We start from the raw sequence: 16,364 nt of genomic DNA on the forward strand, positions 1-16,364 counted from the left end.
CAACTACTCCTTATAATGAATTTCTGGCAAATGCCAATTTCTATAGTAAGCACAAAGTCTGACAACAACACCAAATACAAATAAAATCATAATCCAGTATATATTTGTAAGTTCAAACAAACTCATAAAATAATATATAAGACCTATACTCATACTGATAGTTCCATAAAGTCCGGTTTTTAAAAACCAAGGAACTTCATTTAGTAGCACATCTCTTAAAATACCGCCCCCAACTCCGTTGCAAAATGCCACAAGTATCACACCAAATATATTTAGTCCATACTCGATAGCTACGATAGACCCTACTATGGAAAAGCTTATCACATCAACTGCGTCAGTCATAATAAATATAAATTTTTTCTCAAGCCCTTGTCTATTTTCATGATGAAATTTAAATAGTATAGCAAAAATCATCACGCCAATGACGATAATAACTGGCATAAAATGAGTAAATGAATACGCCGGACGCCCAACTATAACATCTCTCATAAGTCCGCCACCAAGTGCAGTTAAAAACGCAGCTAAAAAAACGCCAAGCCAATCACAACCTCGCTTTATCCCGAACAAAAAACCGCTCAGTGCAGCCGAAGCTATACCCACGTACTCAGCTAGTAAAAATGCTTCCATTTGCATACTTTTGGTAAATTTTGTAGTATTTTACAATTTAAATTCAAAAAATAAAATAAAAATTTATTTAATCTCAAGCTTTTTTATAATTGTTTTTAAATTTGACGCTAAACTCGGTTTTTTCATTAGCACTTTGACAATAAACTTCAAACCCAAGATCGTCGCAGTAGCGTTTAACTAGGCTAAGTCCTATGCCAAAACCGCCATTTTGAGTATCAAACCTACTAAATTTATCATATATCTTATTCAAATTCTCTTTTTCTATGACATTTCCATGATTTACCACGCTAAGAGTGGAGTTATCTAAGCTCACTACAACATCTGAGTTTTTAAAGGCGTATTTTATAGCATTTGATAAAAGATTATCAAATATCTTTTTAAATTTAGAACTATCGGTATTTATCTTAACGTCTTCAAATTTAGATATTATGGTTATGCCTTTATTTGCGGCACTTAGTTCAAACATCTGGATGCGTTTTTCTAGAATATCTTTTAAATTTAAAGTTTCTATATGATTTGGTTCATTTTTTAAATTTAGCGACAGATCGCTATATAAATGCGACAATGTTTTAGCTGCTATTTTGATATTTTCAAGATATTTTGTAGGATTTTTATCAAACATTTCAGCACTCATCAAGATCACGCTAAGAGGAGTATTTATCTCGTGAGTCGTATCTGTGATAAAATTATTTAGCGTTTTTATCTGATTTAAAAGCGGTAGATACGAGAGTCTTACTATAAAATAAGCTATGATAAATATCGCTAGTAAAACAACTACAAATATCACGCTAGTACGCAAAAATAGAGCGTCTATGCTTTGCTTTGGACTTGAAGTTCTGATGTCTAAGTTTAGCTCCACCATTCTTTTTCTTGAATGAATATCGTCTGAATAATACATATAGCGATCGTCATTATAAAATTTGTTTTTAAATTTTGGTTTATCAAATTGTTTTATTATATACCTATTAGATTTTATATCAAAAAGATTTATCTCATACTCATTTTGTAAATTTAAAATTTTCTCATAGCTACCGTTTGCACGTAGCATAAACTCTATCTCGCTTGCATATGCTCTTATCTGATGAGCTGTTTTTTTGTATATATCGTCTTTTTCGGTCTTATAGTATGAAAGCGTAAAAAATATTAAAAATAGACTACTAGTTATAGTATAAAGTAAAAATATAGGAAGGAAGTATTTTTTATTAAGCATATTCGTATCCGAGTTTAGAGTGACTTATGATCCTATCTTCTCCTATTATCTTCCTTAAATTTCTTACATAAACCCTTAAACTTAGCTCACTAGGTAGCTCGTCATAATCCCAAATTTGAGAGTAAATCTCCTCTCTTGAAAGAATTCTATTTTTATTTTGTAAAAAAAGAGCTAATAGCTTACTCTCTTTTTTAGAGAGCAAAACAGGCTTGTCGTCTTTTAAGAGTCTTTTTTGAAGTATATCAAATTTTAAATGTTCATTTATAACAATGTCTTGTGAATTTTGACAAAAGTTTCTTTTAAGGATATTTTCTACCCTAAGTAAAAGCTCAGCTAGTTCAAATGGTTTTTTTATGTAGTCATCACATCCTACTTTAAAGCCTTTTGTGACGTCATTTATACCATTTAACGAAGTAGTAAAAATGCAAGGAGTTTTTACGCCTGAGTTTCTTAACTCATCAAGCAAGTCAAAGCCGTTTCCGCCTATGATCTTAACATCAAAGATCAAAAGATCAAAATGATTTTCATAGGCAAAACTCAGTGCTTCATCGTAGTTATCACTTAGCGTAATTTCATAGCCAAAGCTCTGCAAATATGAACTCATCATATCTGCAAGCATCGGCTCATCTTCTAAAACTAGGATTTTATTCATATTTATTTAGTATAAGGGCAGTCATCTTGCATGCAGTTGGCATTGCCCTTCATACCGCCATTTCTGCCATGTCCGCCGTTTGAGTTCATTTTTTTGTTGCTCATAAATTTACCACAAACTTTTGGGTTAAAGTATTCGTCTTTTCCTAAAGTTGCCATATTTTTTCTCATTTGCATTTTAAATTCTTTTGCAAAATCATCTTTTTGAGCTGGAGTCATATTTTTTGTTATATCCAACATTTCATTATGGATTTTCATACAAATATCTCTGATTTGAGAATCTTTTACACTAGCTTCTTTCTTTGCAGCAAATACCTTGTTGCTAAATTGCACCGCCGCACTATCAGCACCAAAAGCCAAACTTCCTAAAATAGATACAGATAAAACAGCTGATAAAACTTTGTTTTTCATTTTATATCCTTTATGTTGAAATATAGCAGAATCATAATCTAAATTTGTTGAGCAATTGTTAATTAAATAAATTATCAGTTTTCTCTATAAAACACAGACGGATTTACTTGCACACCATTTACCACAACGCCAAAATGCAAATGTGGCCAACTAACCATACCAGAAGCACCGCTAAGCCCTAAAACATCACCTTTGGCTAATTTTATACCAGGTTTTACAAACATTTTGCTTAGATGAAAATACTGCGTATAAATTCCACCGCCATGATCTATGACTACGCTATATCCGCTATCATATTTAAAGTTTGCTACGCGAACTATACCAGAATTTGAGCTGATGGCTTTTTGCCCTACTTTGGCTCTAAAATCCATACCATTGTGGTAGTGATTAAAGCTTCCGTTCGCCACTCTAATACTTCCAAATTCGCTTGTTACAAAACCATTTAATGGTTTGATAAAATTACTATCAAAATATATATCTCTGCTAAGTGTATTATAAATTTTTTGCATATTTATTTTTTCTTTTTTTATTAGCTCTGCTGTTTTATCATCTATCCTAAATTTATTTATTATAGAGGTTATATCTTCTGTTTTATAATCTTTTTTAGATATGATAAACTCAGTATGCCCCACGGTATCGTTTATAGTATTTTTTATACTCATAACTCCACTAGCATTATAATCTACTGGTATAAAAGCTATCATAAAACCTTTTTTCGTAGGATGTTTTAGCCAAGGAGTAAATTTATCATTTATAGTAAAATTTTTAGCGAAGTTCGCATCTATGGTAATGATCTCAAGCTCACCGTTACTCACACTAGCACAGAACAAATGGGTAATAAATGTAAAAAATAGTATTAGTTTTTTCATCATAGATCCAAAAAAAGATATTTTCTAAATCTATGATATCATAATTTACGTAAATTTAAAGCTATTAAACCGAGTATAAATTCACAAATCTCTTTCTATTTATAGGGCTATACTGATTAAGATGTTCGTAAGCCTCTTCAGCATCACCATCGGTGAAATTTTTTGTATTTTCTATAAGTTCGTAAAGCTCTTCGTCATCTAAATTTTCGAAGTCGCCAAACTCTTCTAAGACCTCTTGTATCATAGCTTCAAGCTCTAATTCATCATAAGTCAAGTAAATCTCCTATACAAATATATAAAAAATAAATTTTGCGAATAATATCAAAACAATCTTAATCCAAGCTTTATGATAACAAATTTCATTTATAAATTTAGATTATCAAAAAAATATGATAAAAATTGTTATGAATTTTCCATATTTTACCCATTTTATCGGTTAAATTTTATATTTTATTAAGGATATTTTCATTACAATTTTTAAATTATCTTGATATCGCTTATTATAATCTGTAAAAAGTAAGTTTTGATAAAGAATTTTTTAAAATATTTTTATATAATATAACAAATAAAAGCTTTATCATATCGATAAAATCAAGTAGGTAGGAAACAAAACAAATGGACTCAAACATAGAGATATTAAAACAAGTGGCTGATTACTGCTCTTTGATCCATAGCACTCCTGGACGTATTAGAGTTAGAGTTTCTCCAAAAATAAAAGAACTACAAAACGAAGTAAATTTGCATAAATTAGATGAAATTATAGAGAAAATAGAAGGCATACATAGCGTAAAATTTAATAAAATGGTAGGCTCTATAACAATTCTTTACGACAATCACAAATTTCCGCAAGAAATTTGGCACGATCTGCTAAATGGGATAAATTTAGAAAGCATCTCTCAAAAAATAAACCAAATCAAAAAGGAATATCATGCAAACAAATTTAAATAAAAATAGTAAAGAAGAGATCTTCTCTTTGGCTTACAATTATGAAAACAAAGGTTTGCTTATATATTCAAATTTTAAAGATGATAATGACATTTTCGCTCAAATTTTAGCTATCAAAAAAAATGGAATCATACTGCTAGAAAGCTTAGCTAGTATCAAAAACTACAAATTGCAAAACTACGATCACCAAATCATAACTCCTTCAAATTTAGATGACAAACTCATCGTTTGCTTAAATTATGAGCTAGAGCTAAACGAATTTTATAAAAACAGCGTAGAGGATCTAGACGATGATGTAAAAGATCTATTTTTCAGACTTTGGGCTACTTCTAATAACGAATATATCCCAGCTTTAAAACAGCAACTTTTTAACAAAAATAGTGAAAATAAAAACAAAAACGAACACAGCACAAATGGCATACAAGAATTTCTTGATAAAGCAAATTTGATTGCATCAGGCAAGGCTAGTAAAGACGATCTACAAAATCTTTTAAAAAATCCAAATTTCTCATTTTTTGGCGGTATTGCAGCTGGCTCTTTAGTAGGTTTGATGATAAGCGAAATGATAAACAAAGGCAAAAAAGATGAATAACACTTCAGATAAAGGATTTAAAATGGCACTTCCATTTATAGCAGGAGCAGTAGCTGGAGGTTTAGCAATACTAGCTTTTAACAATAGAAAAGTTATAAAAGATAAACTTATGTGCGGACTTGAAAAAGGAAAAGATATAGCTATAAAAGCCAAAGACGAAACTATGTCTAAACTCAAAAAGCAACCAGAAAAAGCGCCCGTAAAAGCAAAAAGAGTAGCTAAAAAAACTACAACCAACAAGGCAAAATCTAATGATGCTATCTCAAAATAGTCTATTTTCTAGCTCACGTTTGCCAGGAGATAACTTTTTAAGCGGAGCTCTTATAGGATTTATCAGTAGCGGTGCTTTTTACTATAAAGAGATAAAAGATGCAAAAATAGACCCTAAAAATGGTGTTAAAAAAACTCTCAAATTTAGCCTAGAAAGTGGTATCGTAGCAGGCTTTGGGATATCGGCTTCAAATAATATAGTAAGAGGTGAGTACTCAAAAGCTGCTTTAAATTTAGCTTTGGGCATAACTCTTGTAGGAATTACAAATAAATTTATAAATACAAAGGAAGATCAGTGACAAATCCATATATAAACAACAACCAAAACTCAGCTTCACAAGGGCTAGATAATGCTATAAATAATTTTGCAAAAGACGTTCCTTTTATACCTGAAAACTTTAATACCGCAGGATTTTTAAAAGGCGTTTTGATAGGTGCTGGACTAACTTATATACTTACAAATGAAAACGCACAACAAGCTATGTTTAAAGCTATAATCAAAGCAACAAATTTACTTCAAGCAGGAGCTGAGGAGCTAAAAGAGAGATTTGAAGATGCTAAGGCCGAAATAAATGCAAAAAATTAGCATTGCTAGTAAAATAGGCAATAGAATTAGATTTATATGCGATGACTTAAACGAACTTAGCGACGAAAGAAGATTAGAAGCAGATATTCTTAAATTTGACGAGATCACAAGTGTAAGAGTAAATAAGGCTGCAAAAAGTATCATTGTAACTCATAATTCTAGTTTAAATACACTGCTTAAGCGTTTGCAAAGTATAGAAATAAAGCAGTTAAAAAATAAAAAAGAAGAGCCAAGCAAAGCTGAAATTTATAAATCGATAGCTATTTTGGCACTTAGTGCTTTAAATAATAATGCTAAATTTAATAAATTAGCTTCATTATACGGTTCGATAAATTTACTAAAAGCCGGATCTTATGAGCTATTTAGCGAAGGTCTTACTAGCAAAACGCTTGAGGCTTTAGCAGTCGGTGTTAGCCTTGCAAGAGGAGACTACGGAGCGGCAAATGGTACAAATTTGCTTTTAAATTTAGGCGAATATATAGAAGAAAGCACCGTCCATAAAAGTGACGATCTCATAAAAGAACTAGCAAAACCTAGCATAAAAGAGGCTTGGATAGAGATAAAAAAAGACGGCAAAAACGAGCTAGTTTTGGTAAATACGAATGATATAAAAAAAGGAGATATTGTAGTAGTATCTACTGGCGAGAGCATAGCTATCGACGGATATATCGTAGAAGGAAGTGCAAGTATAAATCAAGTCAGTATGACAGGAGAGGCTGAGCCTATAAAAAAAGAGCGAGGCGATCTTGTTATGAGTGGCACTATAGTCGAAGAAGGACGTATAAAAATATGGGCTGAGCTCATAGGAGAAGAAACAACGACGAATCGTATCAAAAAATACATTCAGTCAAGCCTAAATGAAAAATCAAACATAGGGCTAAAAGCTACAAAACTAGCAAATAAATTAGTCCCGGTCACCTTAGGGCTTGCAGGACTTAGCTATTTGATAAATAAAAATACTATGTCAATGGCTTCGGTGTTACAAGCAGATTATTCGTGTGCTCTTAAGCTAGCCACTCCAGTTGCTTTTAAAACTAGCATTAGTATATGCGGAAGAGATGGAATACTCATAAAAGGTGCAAAAGCTATAGAAGCGCTAAGCGCGGCTGATACTTTTGTATTTGACAAAACAGGAACGCTCACTTATGGAAACTTAAGCGTAAGCGAAATTTATAGCTTCGATGAAAACATAAGCCCAAATGAGCTTTTAAATTTAAGCGCAAGTGCCGAAGAACACTATTTTCATCCAGTAGCAGAAGCCATAGTAAAAGCAGCGCGCCAAAGAGGCTTTCATCATATTCATCATGAAGAGGTTGAATTTATAGTAGCTCATGGCGTAAAGACGACTGTAAAAGGCAAAGAAGTTATCATAGGTAGTCGTCACTTTTTAGAAGATGATGAAATGGTGGATTTTAGAGCGCACAAAGACAGGCTAGACATTTTAGAAAATAGTGGTTTAGCTCTACTTTATATAGCTTATGATAAAAAACTCATAGGAGTTATAGCTTTAAAAGATGAGATAAGAGCTAATGCAAGAGATTGCATCTCAAAACTAAAAGAATACGGCGTAAAAGAGATAATAATGCTAAGCGGAGATATAAAAAGCAAAGCTGAAGAAGTTGCAAAAAATCTAGGTATAGACAGAGTCTTTGCAAACTGTTTGCCTACTGATAAAGCAAAGATTATCGAAAATTTAAGAAATTCGGGTAAAAAAGTAGCTTTCATAGGAGACGGGATAAATGACGCTCCAAGCTTAGTTAAAGCTAATGTCGGCATAAGTATGAGTAAAGGCGCAGATATCGCAAAAGCGAGTGCAGATATAAGTCTTTTAAAAGACGATATATGCTCAGTAGCAAAAGTAAAGCTCATAGCAAACAAAACAATGGATAAGATAAATACAAATTTCAAAGCTACAGTAGGTATAAACTCAGCCATTTTACTAGGGGCTACTCTTGGTAAGCTAAACCCTATCCAAACCGCAGTTTTACATAATGGAACAACCATAGCACTACTTTTAAATTCACTAAATACGAGGAACACTAATGCAAGATAAATTTGATATAATAAGCGGAAAATTATTAGATATAGAGTTTCAAAGAAGCGCTGCTAAGATAGCGATGAGCACTAGTCTAGCAATACTAGCCATAACGGCTTTAAATTTAAAAAATAGACAAGCCGCGAAGTTGCACACGGTATCTGGAGTGGCTTTAATAGGATTTAGCGTCTGGCATGCTAGTCTTTATGGAACGAAATATGCTAAATTTTTAAACGAACGAAGTAGAAAGAAGGCTAAAAAAGATATATGAAAAAACTTTACATTTTGACTTTTGCACTACTTTTTAGTGCATGTACAAATCAAGCTAGCACGGTTAAAAACACTCAGATATTAGAGCAAGAAACTTCAAATTTGCAGACGCAAAATGACGAAGTTAGCTACGATATAGAAGTTGGTTATATGAGTATAGATGAGCAAAATCAAAAAGATATAGTGCTGATGTATAAAGATATATTGTCTGATGTAAATTTAAAAGCGCAAACAAAAGACACACAAGCAAATTTGATAGGAAAAACGAAAATAAGCCAAAAAGTTTTTGAAAAAACAGCTGCGGACATAGCTAGGTACTTAAGAGATATTAGAAAAACAGACGGAAAAATATACGTACAATACGACTTTGATGAAAAAGTACTTTATAGCGGAAAGTTTTAGAATTTATAAGCATTTAACCAAATTTAGACGCTAAGTTCAAGCAAAAATCAACTAAATTTACTGATATGCAAAAGCAAGTTTTACTTAAATTTGCCCATAAGTCTATTGCAGTCTTTAAGCATCAAACTAATCTCTTAAAGCAGTAAGACTTAGTAACCATGCTTTTGCAAATTTTAGTCTGTCTTAGATAAAAAAGATGAGCTTACCTAAAATACGCCATAAGCTAGTCTCTTAAAATGCTTGATCCTGCCTTAATTGCTGATTTCCTTGATATCTGCGATACGTAAAAACGCTTTATAGATCTGAGCGATGAGAGCCTTGCGGTTTGCTTTGATACTCTCATTTTCGTGGTTTATCATCACGCTATCAAAGAATTTATCAATATATGGTTTTAGCCCAAAAAGACTCTCAAGATAATCTTTTGCATTCTCTTCATCTAAATTTAAACTTTTAAATTTAGAGTTTAGTTCTTTTTCGCTTTCATCTTCAAAGAGCACTTCATTTACAGCGCAAATCTCAGCATCTTTTATGATATTTGCAAGTCTTTTAAATGTAGAAAAACTCTCTTTAAAATCATCTTTTTTACAAATTTCGTTTAAAGCTAAAATGTTTAAATTTAGCTTTTTGATGTCGCTCTCACCGCTATTTATACAAGCTTTGACAACTGAAGGATTAGCATCTTGCATAGAGTAAAGTCTATCGTATATAAAGTTTTCAAGCAAGCTTATATCAAATTCTTTATAATTTGATTTTATAGCATTTAAAACGATTTTAACATCAAAATTTATACCTAAATTTAAAACTATCTTGATAAGACCGCTAGCAGCCCTTCTAAGCGCGTAAGGATCCTTTGTGCCACTAGGTATTTTATTTATACTAAAAAGTCCCATAAGCGTGTCTAGCTTATTTGAGAGCGCAACTATACTAGCAAACAGAGTTCTAGGACATCTGCTTCCTTCTCCACTTGGTAAATACTGCTCCCTAAGCGCTTCTATGACAAATGGATTTTCTCTTCTGTAAGCTGCGTAATAAGCACCCATAATGCCTTGTAAATTTGTAAATTCATAAACCATACTAGTAGCTAGATCTGCTTTAGAAAGCATCACAGCGCGATCAAGCTCGTCTTCATAGTCGCCATCAAACTCGATCTTTAATTCTTTATCATAAAATCCGCTTAAAGTCCTTGCGACAAATCGCTCACGAATTTCTTTATCATACATACTTCCAAGTTCGTTTAGATACGATATTTGTTTTAGTTTTTCACTACTAAACTCAGCAGCTAAATCACTCTCCCAAAAGAATTTAGCATCGCTAAGACGAGCTCTTAGTACTTTTTCATTTCCTTTTACTATGAGTGTTTTATCATCGCTTAAAGCGTTGCTTACCACTATAAAATGATTGCTTAACTTTTCATTTTTGTCTATCAGTGGAAAATAACGTTGATTTTCTTTCATCGAAGTGATGATGACTTCAGAAGGAACTTCTAAAAACTCTTTTTCAAAAGTGCCAAGTAGAGCCGTTGGGAACTCTGTTATGGCTACAACTTCGTCTAAAAGTTCAAAGTCAAGCTCTATCTTAAGACCGCTTGAGGCTTCTATCTCTTTAAATTCTCTAAGTATTTTAGCTTTTCTATCCGTGCTTTTAAGCATAATACCAAATTTAGGTAGAAGTTCAAAGTACTCATCTATGGTATTAAATTTAATAGGTTCATATCCGTATCTTCTATGAGGATAAAACGCCTTATCGCTTTTTACTCCCATTAACTCACACTCAACGCTTTCATTATCAAGCATACAGATGAGTGAGCGGATCGGGCGGATAAACTCATATTCGCCACTTCCCCAACGCATAGACTTTCCAAAATTTAAAGAACTTACAAATTTAGAGATCATTTCTGGTAAAAGTTCGCTTGTAAGCTTTCCTTTTTGAACGCTTTTATAGTATAAAACCTCTTTGCCCTTTATATCTTTAAACTCAAGCTTGGCTTCGCTTATCCCACATTTATTAGCAAAACTTTTTGCAGCCGCACTCCAAACTCCATTTTGAAGTGCTACAGCTTTTGGAGCACCTATAAACTCTACTTCTATATCTTTTGAAAACTCAGGGATCTCGCCACTTATCATCAATCTTCTAGGCGTAAATTCAAACTCAAATTTAGACTCAAGCCCATAAACATCCAGCAAATTTTTCCATTTTGGAACTATATTTTTTAACTCTTTTAAAAAAGGAATCGCCGGCAGTTCTTCTACGCCAATCTCTATCAATAATCTCATCTTTCATCTCCATTTTTCATTATAAATACAAATAGCTTTATAGTGCTAAAAACTTATTTATCTTTTTTATTTTCTTCATTTTGCTTTGCTTCTTTTCTTTTAGCTATTATCTCATCTCTAATGCGGTTTTTTTCCATCATCTGACGATTAAATCCTACCACAAAAACAAACACAAACAAAACTATCAAAATCCACATTAAAAAATTCAAAAAATCACTCAACTATAAGCTCCTTTTGCCCGCGGTAGCTCCAAACTAAAACATTTTTAAAGTCATAGATACCATCTTTTAAACTTCTAAATTTACTATAAATTTTAAATTTTTGCGAGTTTATGTACGCATAACCATCTTTTAATTCTAAACTTACAGAGTGCAAGACATCTCCGCTCCTAGCCATACTTAAATCACTAGAGCTAAGCATAAAATCTTTTAGGTTCTCATAGGCTCCTGTTTGAACGCTATTTATATCAAAATTTGTGATTTCGAGATTTCCTTTATACTCTTTTGTTTCAAAAACGCTCATATCGATTTTTGTGCCAAGAGGAAGTTTTTTATCCGTAAAAACATAAATTCCACGTCTATTTTCATCGCTTATAACAAAACCTTTATCATCGCGGTAAATCAAAACACCGATTATCCTTGAAGGTTCGTTGCTAGGTTTATAAATTTCATTTATATTTTTTAATTGTAAATTTTGCATTTTTTGTTCATCTAAGATAACAACATAAATCGGATAATGATCTGAGGCGCTGCTTTTATCATAAACGCTAAAACTATTTTTTTTATATATCAGATCACCGCCACTAAAAAAATCATTACTAAGCATTATATGATCTATAGCGCTCCCTCTTACATGGGACTTTCTTTGCCAAGAATTTAGAAATTCCCACATATTTTTAAACTCACCATTTAACTCATTTAGCAAAAAGCCATATCCAAAATCGCTATTTAGATCGCCTAAGATTACAGCGTGTTTTTCGCCTTTAGCGGCGTTTATTAGCGTATCTGCAGCTATTTTTCTATATCTTAAGCCATTTTTATAAGCTGGTAAATGAGCGGTAAAAAGCTTTATTTTTTCTTTGGCAAACGCTATTTCTATCATTAAAATCGGTCTTGTTTTTACACCATTTACGTTAAATATTTTACTACTTACAATAGGCTTTTTAGACAAAAAACCAAGCCCAAATGGCGAATTTTTATCACTTATGGCAAATTTAAAATACTTATAGCCTGATTTGATAGCTAAGTCTTTTAAAACTCCCTCATTTTCTATCTCTTGAAGTGCGATAACATCGGCATTTATGGATTTTATAACATTACTGATTTGGTTTAGTTTATGAGAATATTTGGCGTTATTCCATTTACCATCTCTAAAATCTTTATATTCGTTACCATTTTGTGTGCCATCAAATAAATTTTCAGTGTTAAAAGTAGCGATTTTAAGCTCAGCGCAAAATGCAAACACGCAGATAAAAAGTATGATCAAAACTCGCAAATCTCATCCCTAAAATCAAATTCATCTATATTTTGGCGAATAGCTTCATAAGTCACTATACCTACACTTGTTGCTAAATTTAGACTTCTACCATCATTTGTCATAGGTATGGTTATGCAGTTTTTTTTATTTAAACGCATAAGATCAAGTGGCAATCCGCTCGTTTCAGAACCAAAAAATATAAAATCTCCTTTTTGAAATTTAGCATTGAAATAAAGCCGGTTTGTCTTTGTCGTAGCAAAAAAAAATCTATCTTTAAATTTAGTATTTATACTTAAAAACTGCTCCAAACTATCCCAAATTTTTGGATCTAATTTAGCCCAATAGTCAAGCCCAGCACGGCGTAAATGTTTATCATCTATCTCAAACCCCAAAGGCTTAATGATATGTAGTTTGCAGCCTGAATTTACACACATTCTTCCGATACTTCCTGTGTTTGTATGGATCTGCGGATTTACTAAAACTATATTAAACATCTAAAAAATCACCGTTTTATTTCCATATACAAAAACGCGCTCGTCAAAAACAAGATCTAAAGCATTGCCAAGCACTACTTTTTCGACATTTCTTCCGGCTCTTTGCATATCTTTCCAAGTCATTTCGTGATTTACCCTTATAACGTCTTGAGTGATGATAGGTCCCTCATCTAAGTCATCAGTCACGAAATGAGCGGTTGCTCCGATGATCTTTACTCCTCGCTCAAAAGCCTGTTTGTATGGATTTGCACCGATAAAAGCAGGTAAAAACGAATGGTGGATATTTATGATTTTCTTAGGAAAATTCGATACAAAAAAAGGACTTAAAATTCGCATATATTTTGCTAAAACCATATAATCAAATTTATACTTTTTAAGCACTTCTAAAACCGCATTTTCATGCTCTTCTCTACTAAGATTCTCAGCGCTTACTAAGTTAAATGGGATGTCAAATTTTTCTACTAAAGGCTTAAGCGTATCGTGATTTGCTACTACGCAAACTATGTTGGCATTTAGCTCACCACTGCTATGTTTGATGAGTAGATCGCCTAAGCAGTGATTTTCTTTTGTAGCTAAAATCGCAATATCTTTTTTTTTGATCTCTTCACAAAAAATACGCGCATCACGCGGTAAAAATGCACTTAAAGTATTTTTAAATTCATCTAAATTTACATCGCCCACCATTCGTGCTCGCATATAAAAACGCTCATTCTCGTGATCGACGAATTCGCTTGTACTTACATAGTTTAGCCCATTTTTAAATACTATCTCGCTAACTCTTAGTATGAGACCTTTTTCGTCATTGCAATCAATCTTTAAAATATAATCCACAACCGCTCCAAAAATTTAAAAAAATTTGGTGGATTATACAGTTTTTTTGCTTAAAAGTTAAACTATAAAAACAGATATCAAGCATAATATTAGTATAACTTCTATACTATATCGCAGATGAAAATGCTAGTTGATGAGAATACCCAATTTGATAGATTTAATCGTGTTAGGCTTGATATTTGTGGATTTGATATTGAGAAATTTATAAAGTCTCAAAGCTAGATGGATTGTTATAATATTAATTTATTATTAAATATTTTTATTAGCTTTACTTTCTAATTTCATTTTTTTTTTTTTTTTTTTGATAAACTGCCTACTTTTGAAATTGAATTTTAAAAGTTGGTAAAATGAAAAATATCATACTTCTTGGTGGTAGCAACTCTGTGATGGTAAATGGGCTACAAAAAAGTCTTAGAGAGTATGCGAATGTGACAAGTTTGGCTTTAGGTAGTTCTACTTCTTTACAAAATTTATATGAATTAAAACGAGAAAAAAATCAAGAAGCCATTAAAAATGCTGATTTGATAGTAACTGAGAGTAATATAAATGAAATATATAATAATGCGGATGAAAAAGAAGCTCTTAGTCTAGAGATAATATTTAAAAATTTACAATATTTATACGCAACTTTATATGAGCTTAAAAAGCCAGTTTGTATATTGATTTTGCCACTTGGAGTTCATCGTTATGTGGCGATAGATAATATGCATAGATTTTTGGCTAATTATTTTGGGTTAAATATTATAGATATGCAAAGTTATTATGAAAAAAGCGAGATAATCCAGTTTGGTAATAAATTTGGCGCTCATCAGCTTGCGATAGTTAATCGATATGTCGGCAAAGAGATTGCTAAAAATATTGATTGTTTTAAAATTTCAAATAAGAATTTAGATATCAATCTACCTGAATTTAAGATATTAACCCCACAAGATATGAAAAGAGTGGGGAATTTTAAGATTTTTAATCCTAAAAATTCAATGTATGATGAGATTGTTTATAGGCTAGAAGGTGATAATCATTTGAGTTTTGAAGGGTATGAAGGGTATCAAATTATTGGGATGCATGGTTGGATTTTAGAAGTTAATGGAGAAATTACAAAGCTTTCATTTGGTACTGCTTTGACAAACTGCGCCGCAATATACATTGGTGATAAAAATGTAGCTATTGTTAAAAAAATTGCTAAAATTAATCATTATTGCGAAGTTCAAGCTGAGCCGATGATTGCTAGTGAATTTGTAGCTATGTTTAATAAAAATTATTTACCAGATACCGAGTTTTACCACGCCGCATTTCAAGACCGCCCAAATTCAATAAATTTACCATACTTCGATCTAATCGCATTTTTCTTATGTAAGCCAAATTTAAAAATGAAATTATTTGATTTAAGCCTTATCCCAAGTGATAGAGATATAGAGATTGATAGGGATATAGACCGCTCTTATCTGATACCAAATATTGTATTTTTCAAAGATTCTATGGAGTTTATAGATGAGTATATCGGGCATTTGTATCCTAATATCACAAAGCATATTGATAGCGTTCTAAGCCCACAAATCATAAATAGGATTAAAGAGCAGTTAGCCACGCCACCGCAACCACCAAAGCCAACCACGCCACAACCAAATGTATCGCAACCCGCTCAACCAGCGACGCCACCACAACCAACCCCACAAGAGCAGATAAGCTCACTCAAAGAAGAGATAAATAAAAAAGATAAGGCTATAAAAGAATTTAGCGATAAATTGAGTTTGCAAGAGGCTAATCTAAAATCAACAAACGAGAGCTTACTCAAAAAAGATCTAGAGATTAAAAATTTAGAAATAACTAGCCAAAATATCAAAAATCATCTAAGCTACAAGCTAGGAAATTCCATTATAAAAGCACACAAAAGCTGGTATAAAGGCGGATATATTAAATTTATATTTGAAGCTATAAAGATCAAAAACGAGCATAAAAATAGAACAAAATAAAGATAAAAAATAAATAAAAATAAAGCATTATGGCTGAGCTATTAAATAAAGCTCAATATTTTAGCTAGTTAAATTTAAATAACGCCATTTATAATATCGCTAAATTTAGTCTAAAATTTAGGTGCTTTCTTAGAGTAATTTAAAGAAAGCTTAAAGTAATTTATATTTGTGGCGGTAGATTTTCAAGACAATCAAACCAAAAACATCAACTAAAGAATTTTTATCCTTGTTACTATCAATCTTATTTTTTTGTTGTCTGATTTTATAGCGATTTCTTCGTTTTTAGTCTCAATTTTTATTTCTTCTTTAAAATCTGCTTTAATTTCTATTTATTGCTTTAACTTATTATCTTTTTTATTTCTCTTACTTTATCAAGACATTCGCTTGTGTCACAACCATCTGTATCATAATGCCAACTAGTAAAAAATGCGCTAGAAGCTAATCTGCCTAAA

Annotated in this window: 20 protein-coding genes; 9 read left to right on the forward strand and 11 right to left on the reverse strand. The window is 31.9% G+C overall.

Annotated features, from left to right (window positions below):
* Window positions 1–3 precede the first annotated feature (3 nt).
* From CHLWT_RS05305 to CHLWT_RS05330, 6 genes are all read right to left on the reverse strand, one after another.
* The gene (locus CHLWT_RS05305) at window positions 4–627 is read right to left on the reverse strand and encodes a trimeric intracellular cation channel family protein (protein WP_111948220.1); all 624 of its coding nucleotides are present in this window, start codon (window positions 625–627) and stop codon (window positions 4–6) included.
* A 73-nt stretch (window positions 628–700) separates the two neighbouring features.
* Window positions 701–1,837 carry a sensor histidine kinase gene (locus CHLWT_RS05310; protein WP_112000034.1) on the reverse strand — a complete coding sequence of 379 codons (1,137 nt, stop codon included), beginning with the start codon at window positions 1,835–1,837 and terminating at the stop codon, window positions 701–703.
* Window positions 1,830–2,489, reverse strand: a complete 660-nt coding sequence (locus CHLWT_RS05315; protein WP_063998076.1) for a response regulator transcription factor — start codon at window positions 2,487–2,489, stop codon at window positions 1,830–1,832. The genes CHLWT_RS05310 and CHLWT_RS05315 overlap by 8 nt, the downstream gene beginning before the upstream one ends.
* A gap of 2 nt (window positions 2,490–2,491) precedes the next feature.
* Window positions 2,492–2,899, reverse strand: coding sequence for a hypothetical protein (locus tag CHLWT_RS05320; protein ID WP_112000035.1), 408 nt, complete (start codon window positions 2,897–2,899; stop codon window positions 2,492–2,494).
* 74 nt (window positions 2,900–2,973) lie between these two features.
* Window positions 2,974–3,768, reverse strand: coding sequence for a M23 family metallopeptidase (locus CHLWT_RS05325; RefSeq protein ID WP_170253206.1), 795 nt, complete (start codon window positions 3,766–3,768; stop codon window positions 2,974–2,976).
* 64 nt (window positions 3,769–3,832) lie between these two features.
* Window positions 3,833–4,042 (reverse strand): hypothetical protein, encoded by a 210-nt coding sequence (locus CHLWT_RS05330; protein WP_063998072.1) that lies wholly within the window; start codon window positions 4,040–4,042, stop codon window positions 3,833–3,835.
* A gap of 341 nt (window positions 4,043–4,383) precedes the next feature.
* On the opposite strand from CHLWT_RS05330, the gene CHLWT_RS05335 reads away from it, so the two are divergent.
* From CHLWT_RS05335 to CHLWT_RS05370, 8 genes are read left to right on the forward strand one after another with little or no spacing between them, the layout of a single operon-like run.
* A complete protein-coding gene (locus CHLWT_RS05335; RefSeq protein WP_112000041.1) occupies window positions 4,384–4,716 on the forward strand; it encodes an HMA2 domain-containing protein in 333 nt (110 codons plus the stop codon).
* The gene (locus CHLWT_RS05340; RefSeq protein ID WP_112000037.1) at window positions 4,697–5,305 is read left to right on the forward strand and encodes a hypothetical protein; all 609 of its coding nucleotides are present in this window, start codon (window positions 4,697–4,699) and stop codon (window positions 5,303–5,305) included. The genes CHLWT_RS05335 and CHLWT_RS05340 overlap by 20 nt, the downstream gene beginning before the upstream one ends.
* On the forward strand, window positions 5,298–5,576 hold the full coding sequence (locus CHLWT_RS05345) for a hypothetical protein (RefSeq protein WP_112000038.1): 279 nt from the start codon (window positions 5,298–5,300) through the stop codon (window positions 5,574–5,576). The genes CHLWT_RS05340 and CHLWT_RS05345 overlap by 8 nt, the downstream gene beginning before the upstream one ends.
* Window positions 5,557–5,874 (forward strand): hypothetical protein, encoded by a 318-nt coding sequence (locus tag CHLWT_RS05350; RefSeq protein WP_170253205.1) that lies wholly within the window; start codon window positions 5,557–5,559, stop codon window positions 5,872–5,874. The genes CHLWT_RS05345 and CHLWT_RS05350 overlap by 20 nt, the downstream gene beginning before the upstream one ends.
* On the forward strand, window positions 5,871–6,161 hold the full coding sequence (locus CHLWT_RS05355; RefSeq protein ID WP_111948227.1) for a YtxH domain-containing protein: 291 nt from the start codon (window positions 5,871–5,873) through the stop codon (window positions 6,159–6,161). Before CHLWT_RS05350 ends, CHLWT_RS05355 begins: the two co-directional genes overlap by 4 nt.
* A complete protein-coding gene (locus CHLWT_RS05360; RefSeq protein WP_112000039.1) occupies window positions 6,148–8,214 on the forward strand; it encodes a heavy metal translocating P-type ATPase in 2,067 nt (688 codons plus the stop codon). Before CHLWT_RS05355 ends, CHLWT_RS05360 begins: the two co-directional genes overlap by 14 nt.
* A complete protein-coding gene (locus CHLWT_RS05365) occupies window positions 8,204–8,467 on the forward strand; it encodes a hypothetical protein (protein WP_176320863.1) in 264 nt (87 codons plus the stop codon). The genes CHLWT_RS05360 and CHLWT_RS05365 overlap by 11 nt, the downstream gene beginning before the upstream one ends.
* Complete coding sequence (locus CHLWT_RS05370) at window positions 8,464–8,868, forward strand: hypothetical protein (RefSeq protein WP_111970791.1); 405 nt, start codon at window positions 8,464–8,466, stop codon at window positions 8,866–8,868. Before CHLWT_RS05365 ends, CHLWT_RS05370 begins: the two co-directional genes overlap by 4 nt.
* A 251-nt stretch (window positions 8,869–9,119) precedes the next feature.
* Here CHLWT_RS05370 and glyS read toward each other — a convergent pair whose 3' ends face one another.
* From glyS to purU, 5 genes are read right to left on the reverse strand one after another with little or no spacing between them, the layout of a single operon-like run.
* On the reverse strand, window positions 9,120–11,141 hold the full coding sequence (gene glyS / locus CHLWT_RS05375; RefSeq protein WP_112000040.1) for a glycine--tRNA ligase subunit beta: 2,022 nt from the start codon (window positions 11,139–11,141) through the stop codon (window positions 9,120–9,122).
* A gap of 53 nt (window positions 11,142–11,194) precedes the next feature.
* Window positions 11,195–11,350, reverse strand: coding sequence for a hypothetical protein (locus tag CHLWT_RS05380; RefSeq protein WP_370510340.1), 156 nt, complete (start codon window positions 11,348–11,350; stop codon window positions 11,195–11,197).
* 4 nt (window positions 11,351–11,354) lie between these two features.
* A complete protein-coding gene (locus CHLWT_RS05385; protein WP_151062165.1) occupies window positions 11,355–12,635 on the reverse strand; it encodes an endonuclease/exonuclease/phosphatase family protein in 1,281 nt (426 codons plus the stop codon).
* Window positions 12,623–13,111, reverse strand: coding sequence for a tRNA (cytidine(34)-2'-O)-methyltransferase (locus CHLWT_RS05390; protein WP_063998063.1), 489 nt, complete (start codon window positions 13,109–13,111; stop codon window positions 12,623–12,625). Before CHLWT_RS05390 ends, CHLWT_RS05385 begins: the two co-directional genes overlap by 13 nt.
* Window positions 13,112–13,942, reverse strand: coding sequence for a formyltetrahydrofolate deformylase (gene purU / locus CHLWT_RS05395; RefSeq protein ID WP_112000546.1), 831 nt, complete (start codon window positions 13,940–13,942; stop codon window positions 13,112–13,114). It lies immediately after the preceding gene.
* A 347-nt stretch (window positions 13,943–14,289) separates the two neighbouring features.
* Between purU and CHLWT_RS05400 the strand changes: the two genes are divergently transcribed.
* The gene (locus CHLWT_RS05400; RefSeq protein WP_176320864.1) at window positions 14,290–15,912 is read left to right on the forward strand and encodes a DUF8374 domain-containing protein; all 1,623 of its coding nucleotides are present in this window, start codon (window positions 14,290–14,292) and stop codon (window positions 15,910–15,912) included.
* Window positions 15,913–16,364 lie beyond the last annotated feature (452 nt).

This window comes from Campylobacter hyointestinalis subsp. lawsonii (genome assembly GCF_013372165.1).
GTDB classification, from domain to species: domain Bacteria; phylum Campylobacterota; class Campylobacteria; order Campylobacterales; family Campylobacteraceae; genus Campylobacter; species Campylobacter lawsonii.

Bases quoted from the DNA above. Each gene is read 5' to 3' on its own strand.
- CHLWT_RS05340 (WP_112000037.1), top strand. From the start codon at position 4,697: ATGCAAACAAATTTAAATAAAAATAGTAAAGAAGAGATCTTCTCTTTG.
- CHLWT_RS05390 (WP_063998063.1), bottom strand. From the start codon at position 13,111: ATGTTTAATATAGTTTTAGTAAATCCGCAGATCCATACAAACACAGGA.
- CHLWT_RS05335 (WP_112000041.1), top strand. From the start codon at position 4,384: ATGGACTCAAACATAGAGATATTAAAACAAGTGGCTGATTACTGCTCT.
- CHLWT_RS05370 (WP_111970791.1), top strand. From the start codon at position 8,464: ATGAAAAAACTTTACATTTTGACTTTTGCACTACTTTTTAGTGCATGT.
- CHLWT_RS05325 (WP_170253206.1), bottom strand. From the start codon at position 3,768: ATGAAAAAACTAATACTATTTTTTACATTTATTACCCATTTGTTCTGT.
- CHLWT_RS05360 (WP_112000039.1), top strand. From the start codon at position 6,148: ATGCAAAAAATTAGCATTGCTAGTAAAATAGGCAATAGAATTAGATTT.
- CHLWT_RS05345 (WP_112000038.1), top strand. From the start codon at position 5,298: ATGAATAACACTTCAGATAAAGGATTTAAAATGGCACTTCCATTTATA.
- CHLWT_RS05315 (WP_063998076.1), bottom strand. From the start codon at position 2,489: ATGAATAAAATCCTAGTTTTAGAAGATGAGCCGATGCTTGCAGATATG.
- CHLWT_RS05365 (WP_176320863.1), top strand. From the start codon at position 8,204: ATGCAAGATAAATTTGATATAATAAGCGGAAAATTATTAGATATAGAG.
- CHLWT_RS05310 (WP_112000034.1), bottom strand. From the start codon at position 1,837: ATGCTTAATAAAAAATACTTCCTTCCTATATTTTTACTTTATACTATA.
- glyS (WP_112000040.1), bottom strand. From the start codon at position 11,141: ATGAGATTATTGATAGAGATTGGCGTAGAAGAACTGCCGGCGATTCCT.
- CHLWT_RS05350 (WP_170253205.1), top strand. From the start codon at position 5,557: ATGATGCTATCTCAAAATAGTCTATTTTCTAGCTCACGTTTGCCAGGA.
- CHLWT_RS05320 (WP_112000035.1), bottom strand. From the start codon at position 2,899: ATGAAAAACAAAGTTTTATCAGCTGTTTTATCTGTATCTATTTTAGGA.
- CHLWT_RS05400 (WP_176320864.1), top strand. From the start codon at position 14,290: ATGAAAAATATCATACTTCTTGGTGGTAGCAACTCTGTGATGGTAAAT.
- CHLWT_RS05305 (WP_111948220.1), bottom strand. From the start codon at position 627: ATGGAAGCATTTTTACTAGCTGAGTACGTGGGTATAGCTTCGGCTGCA.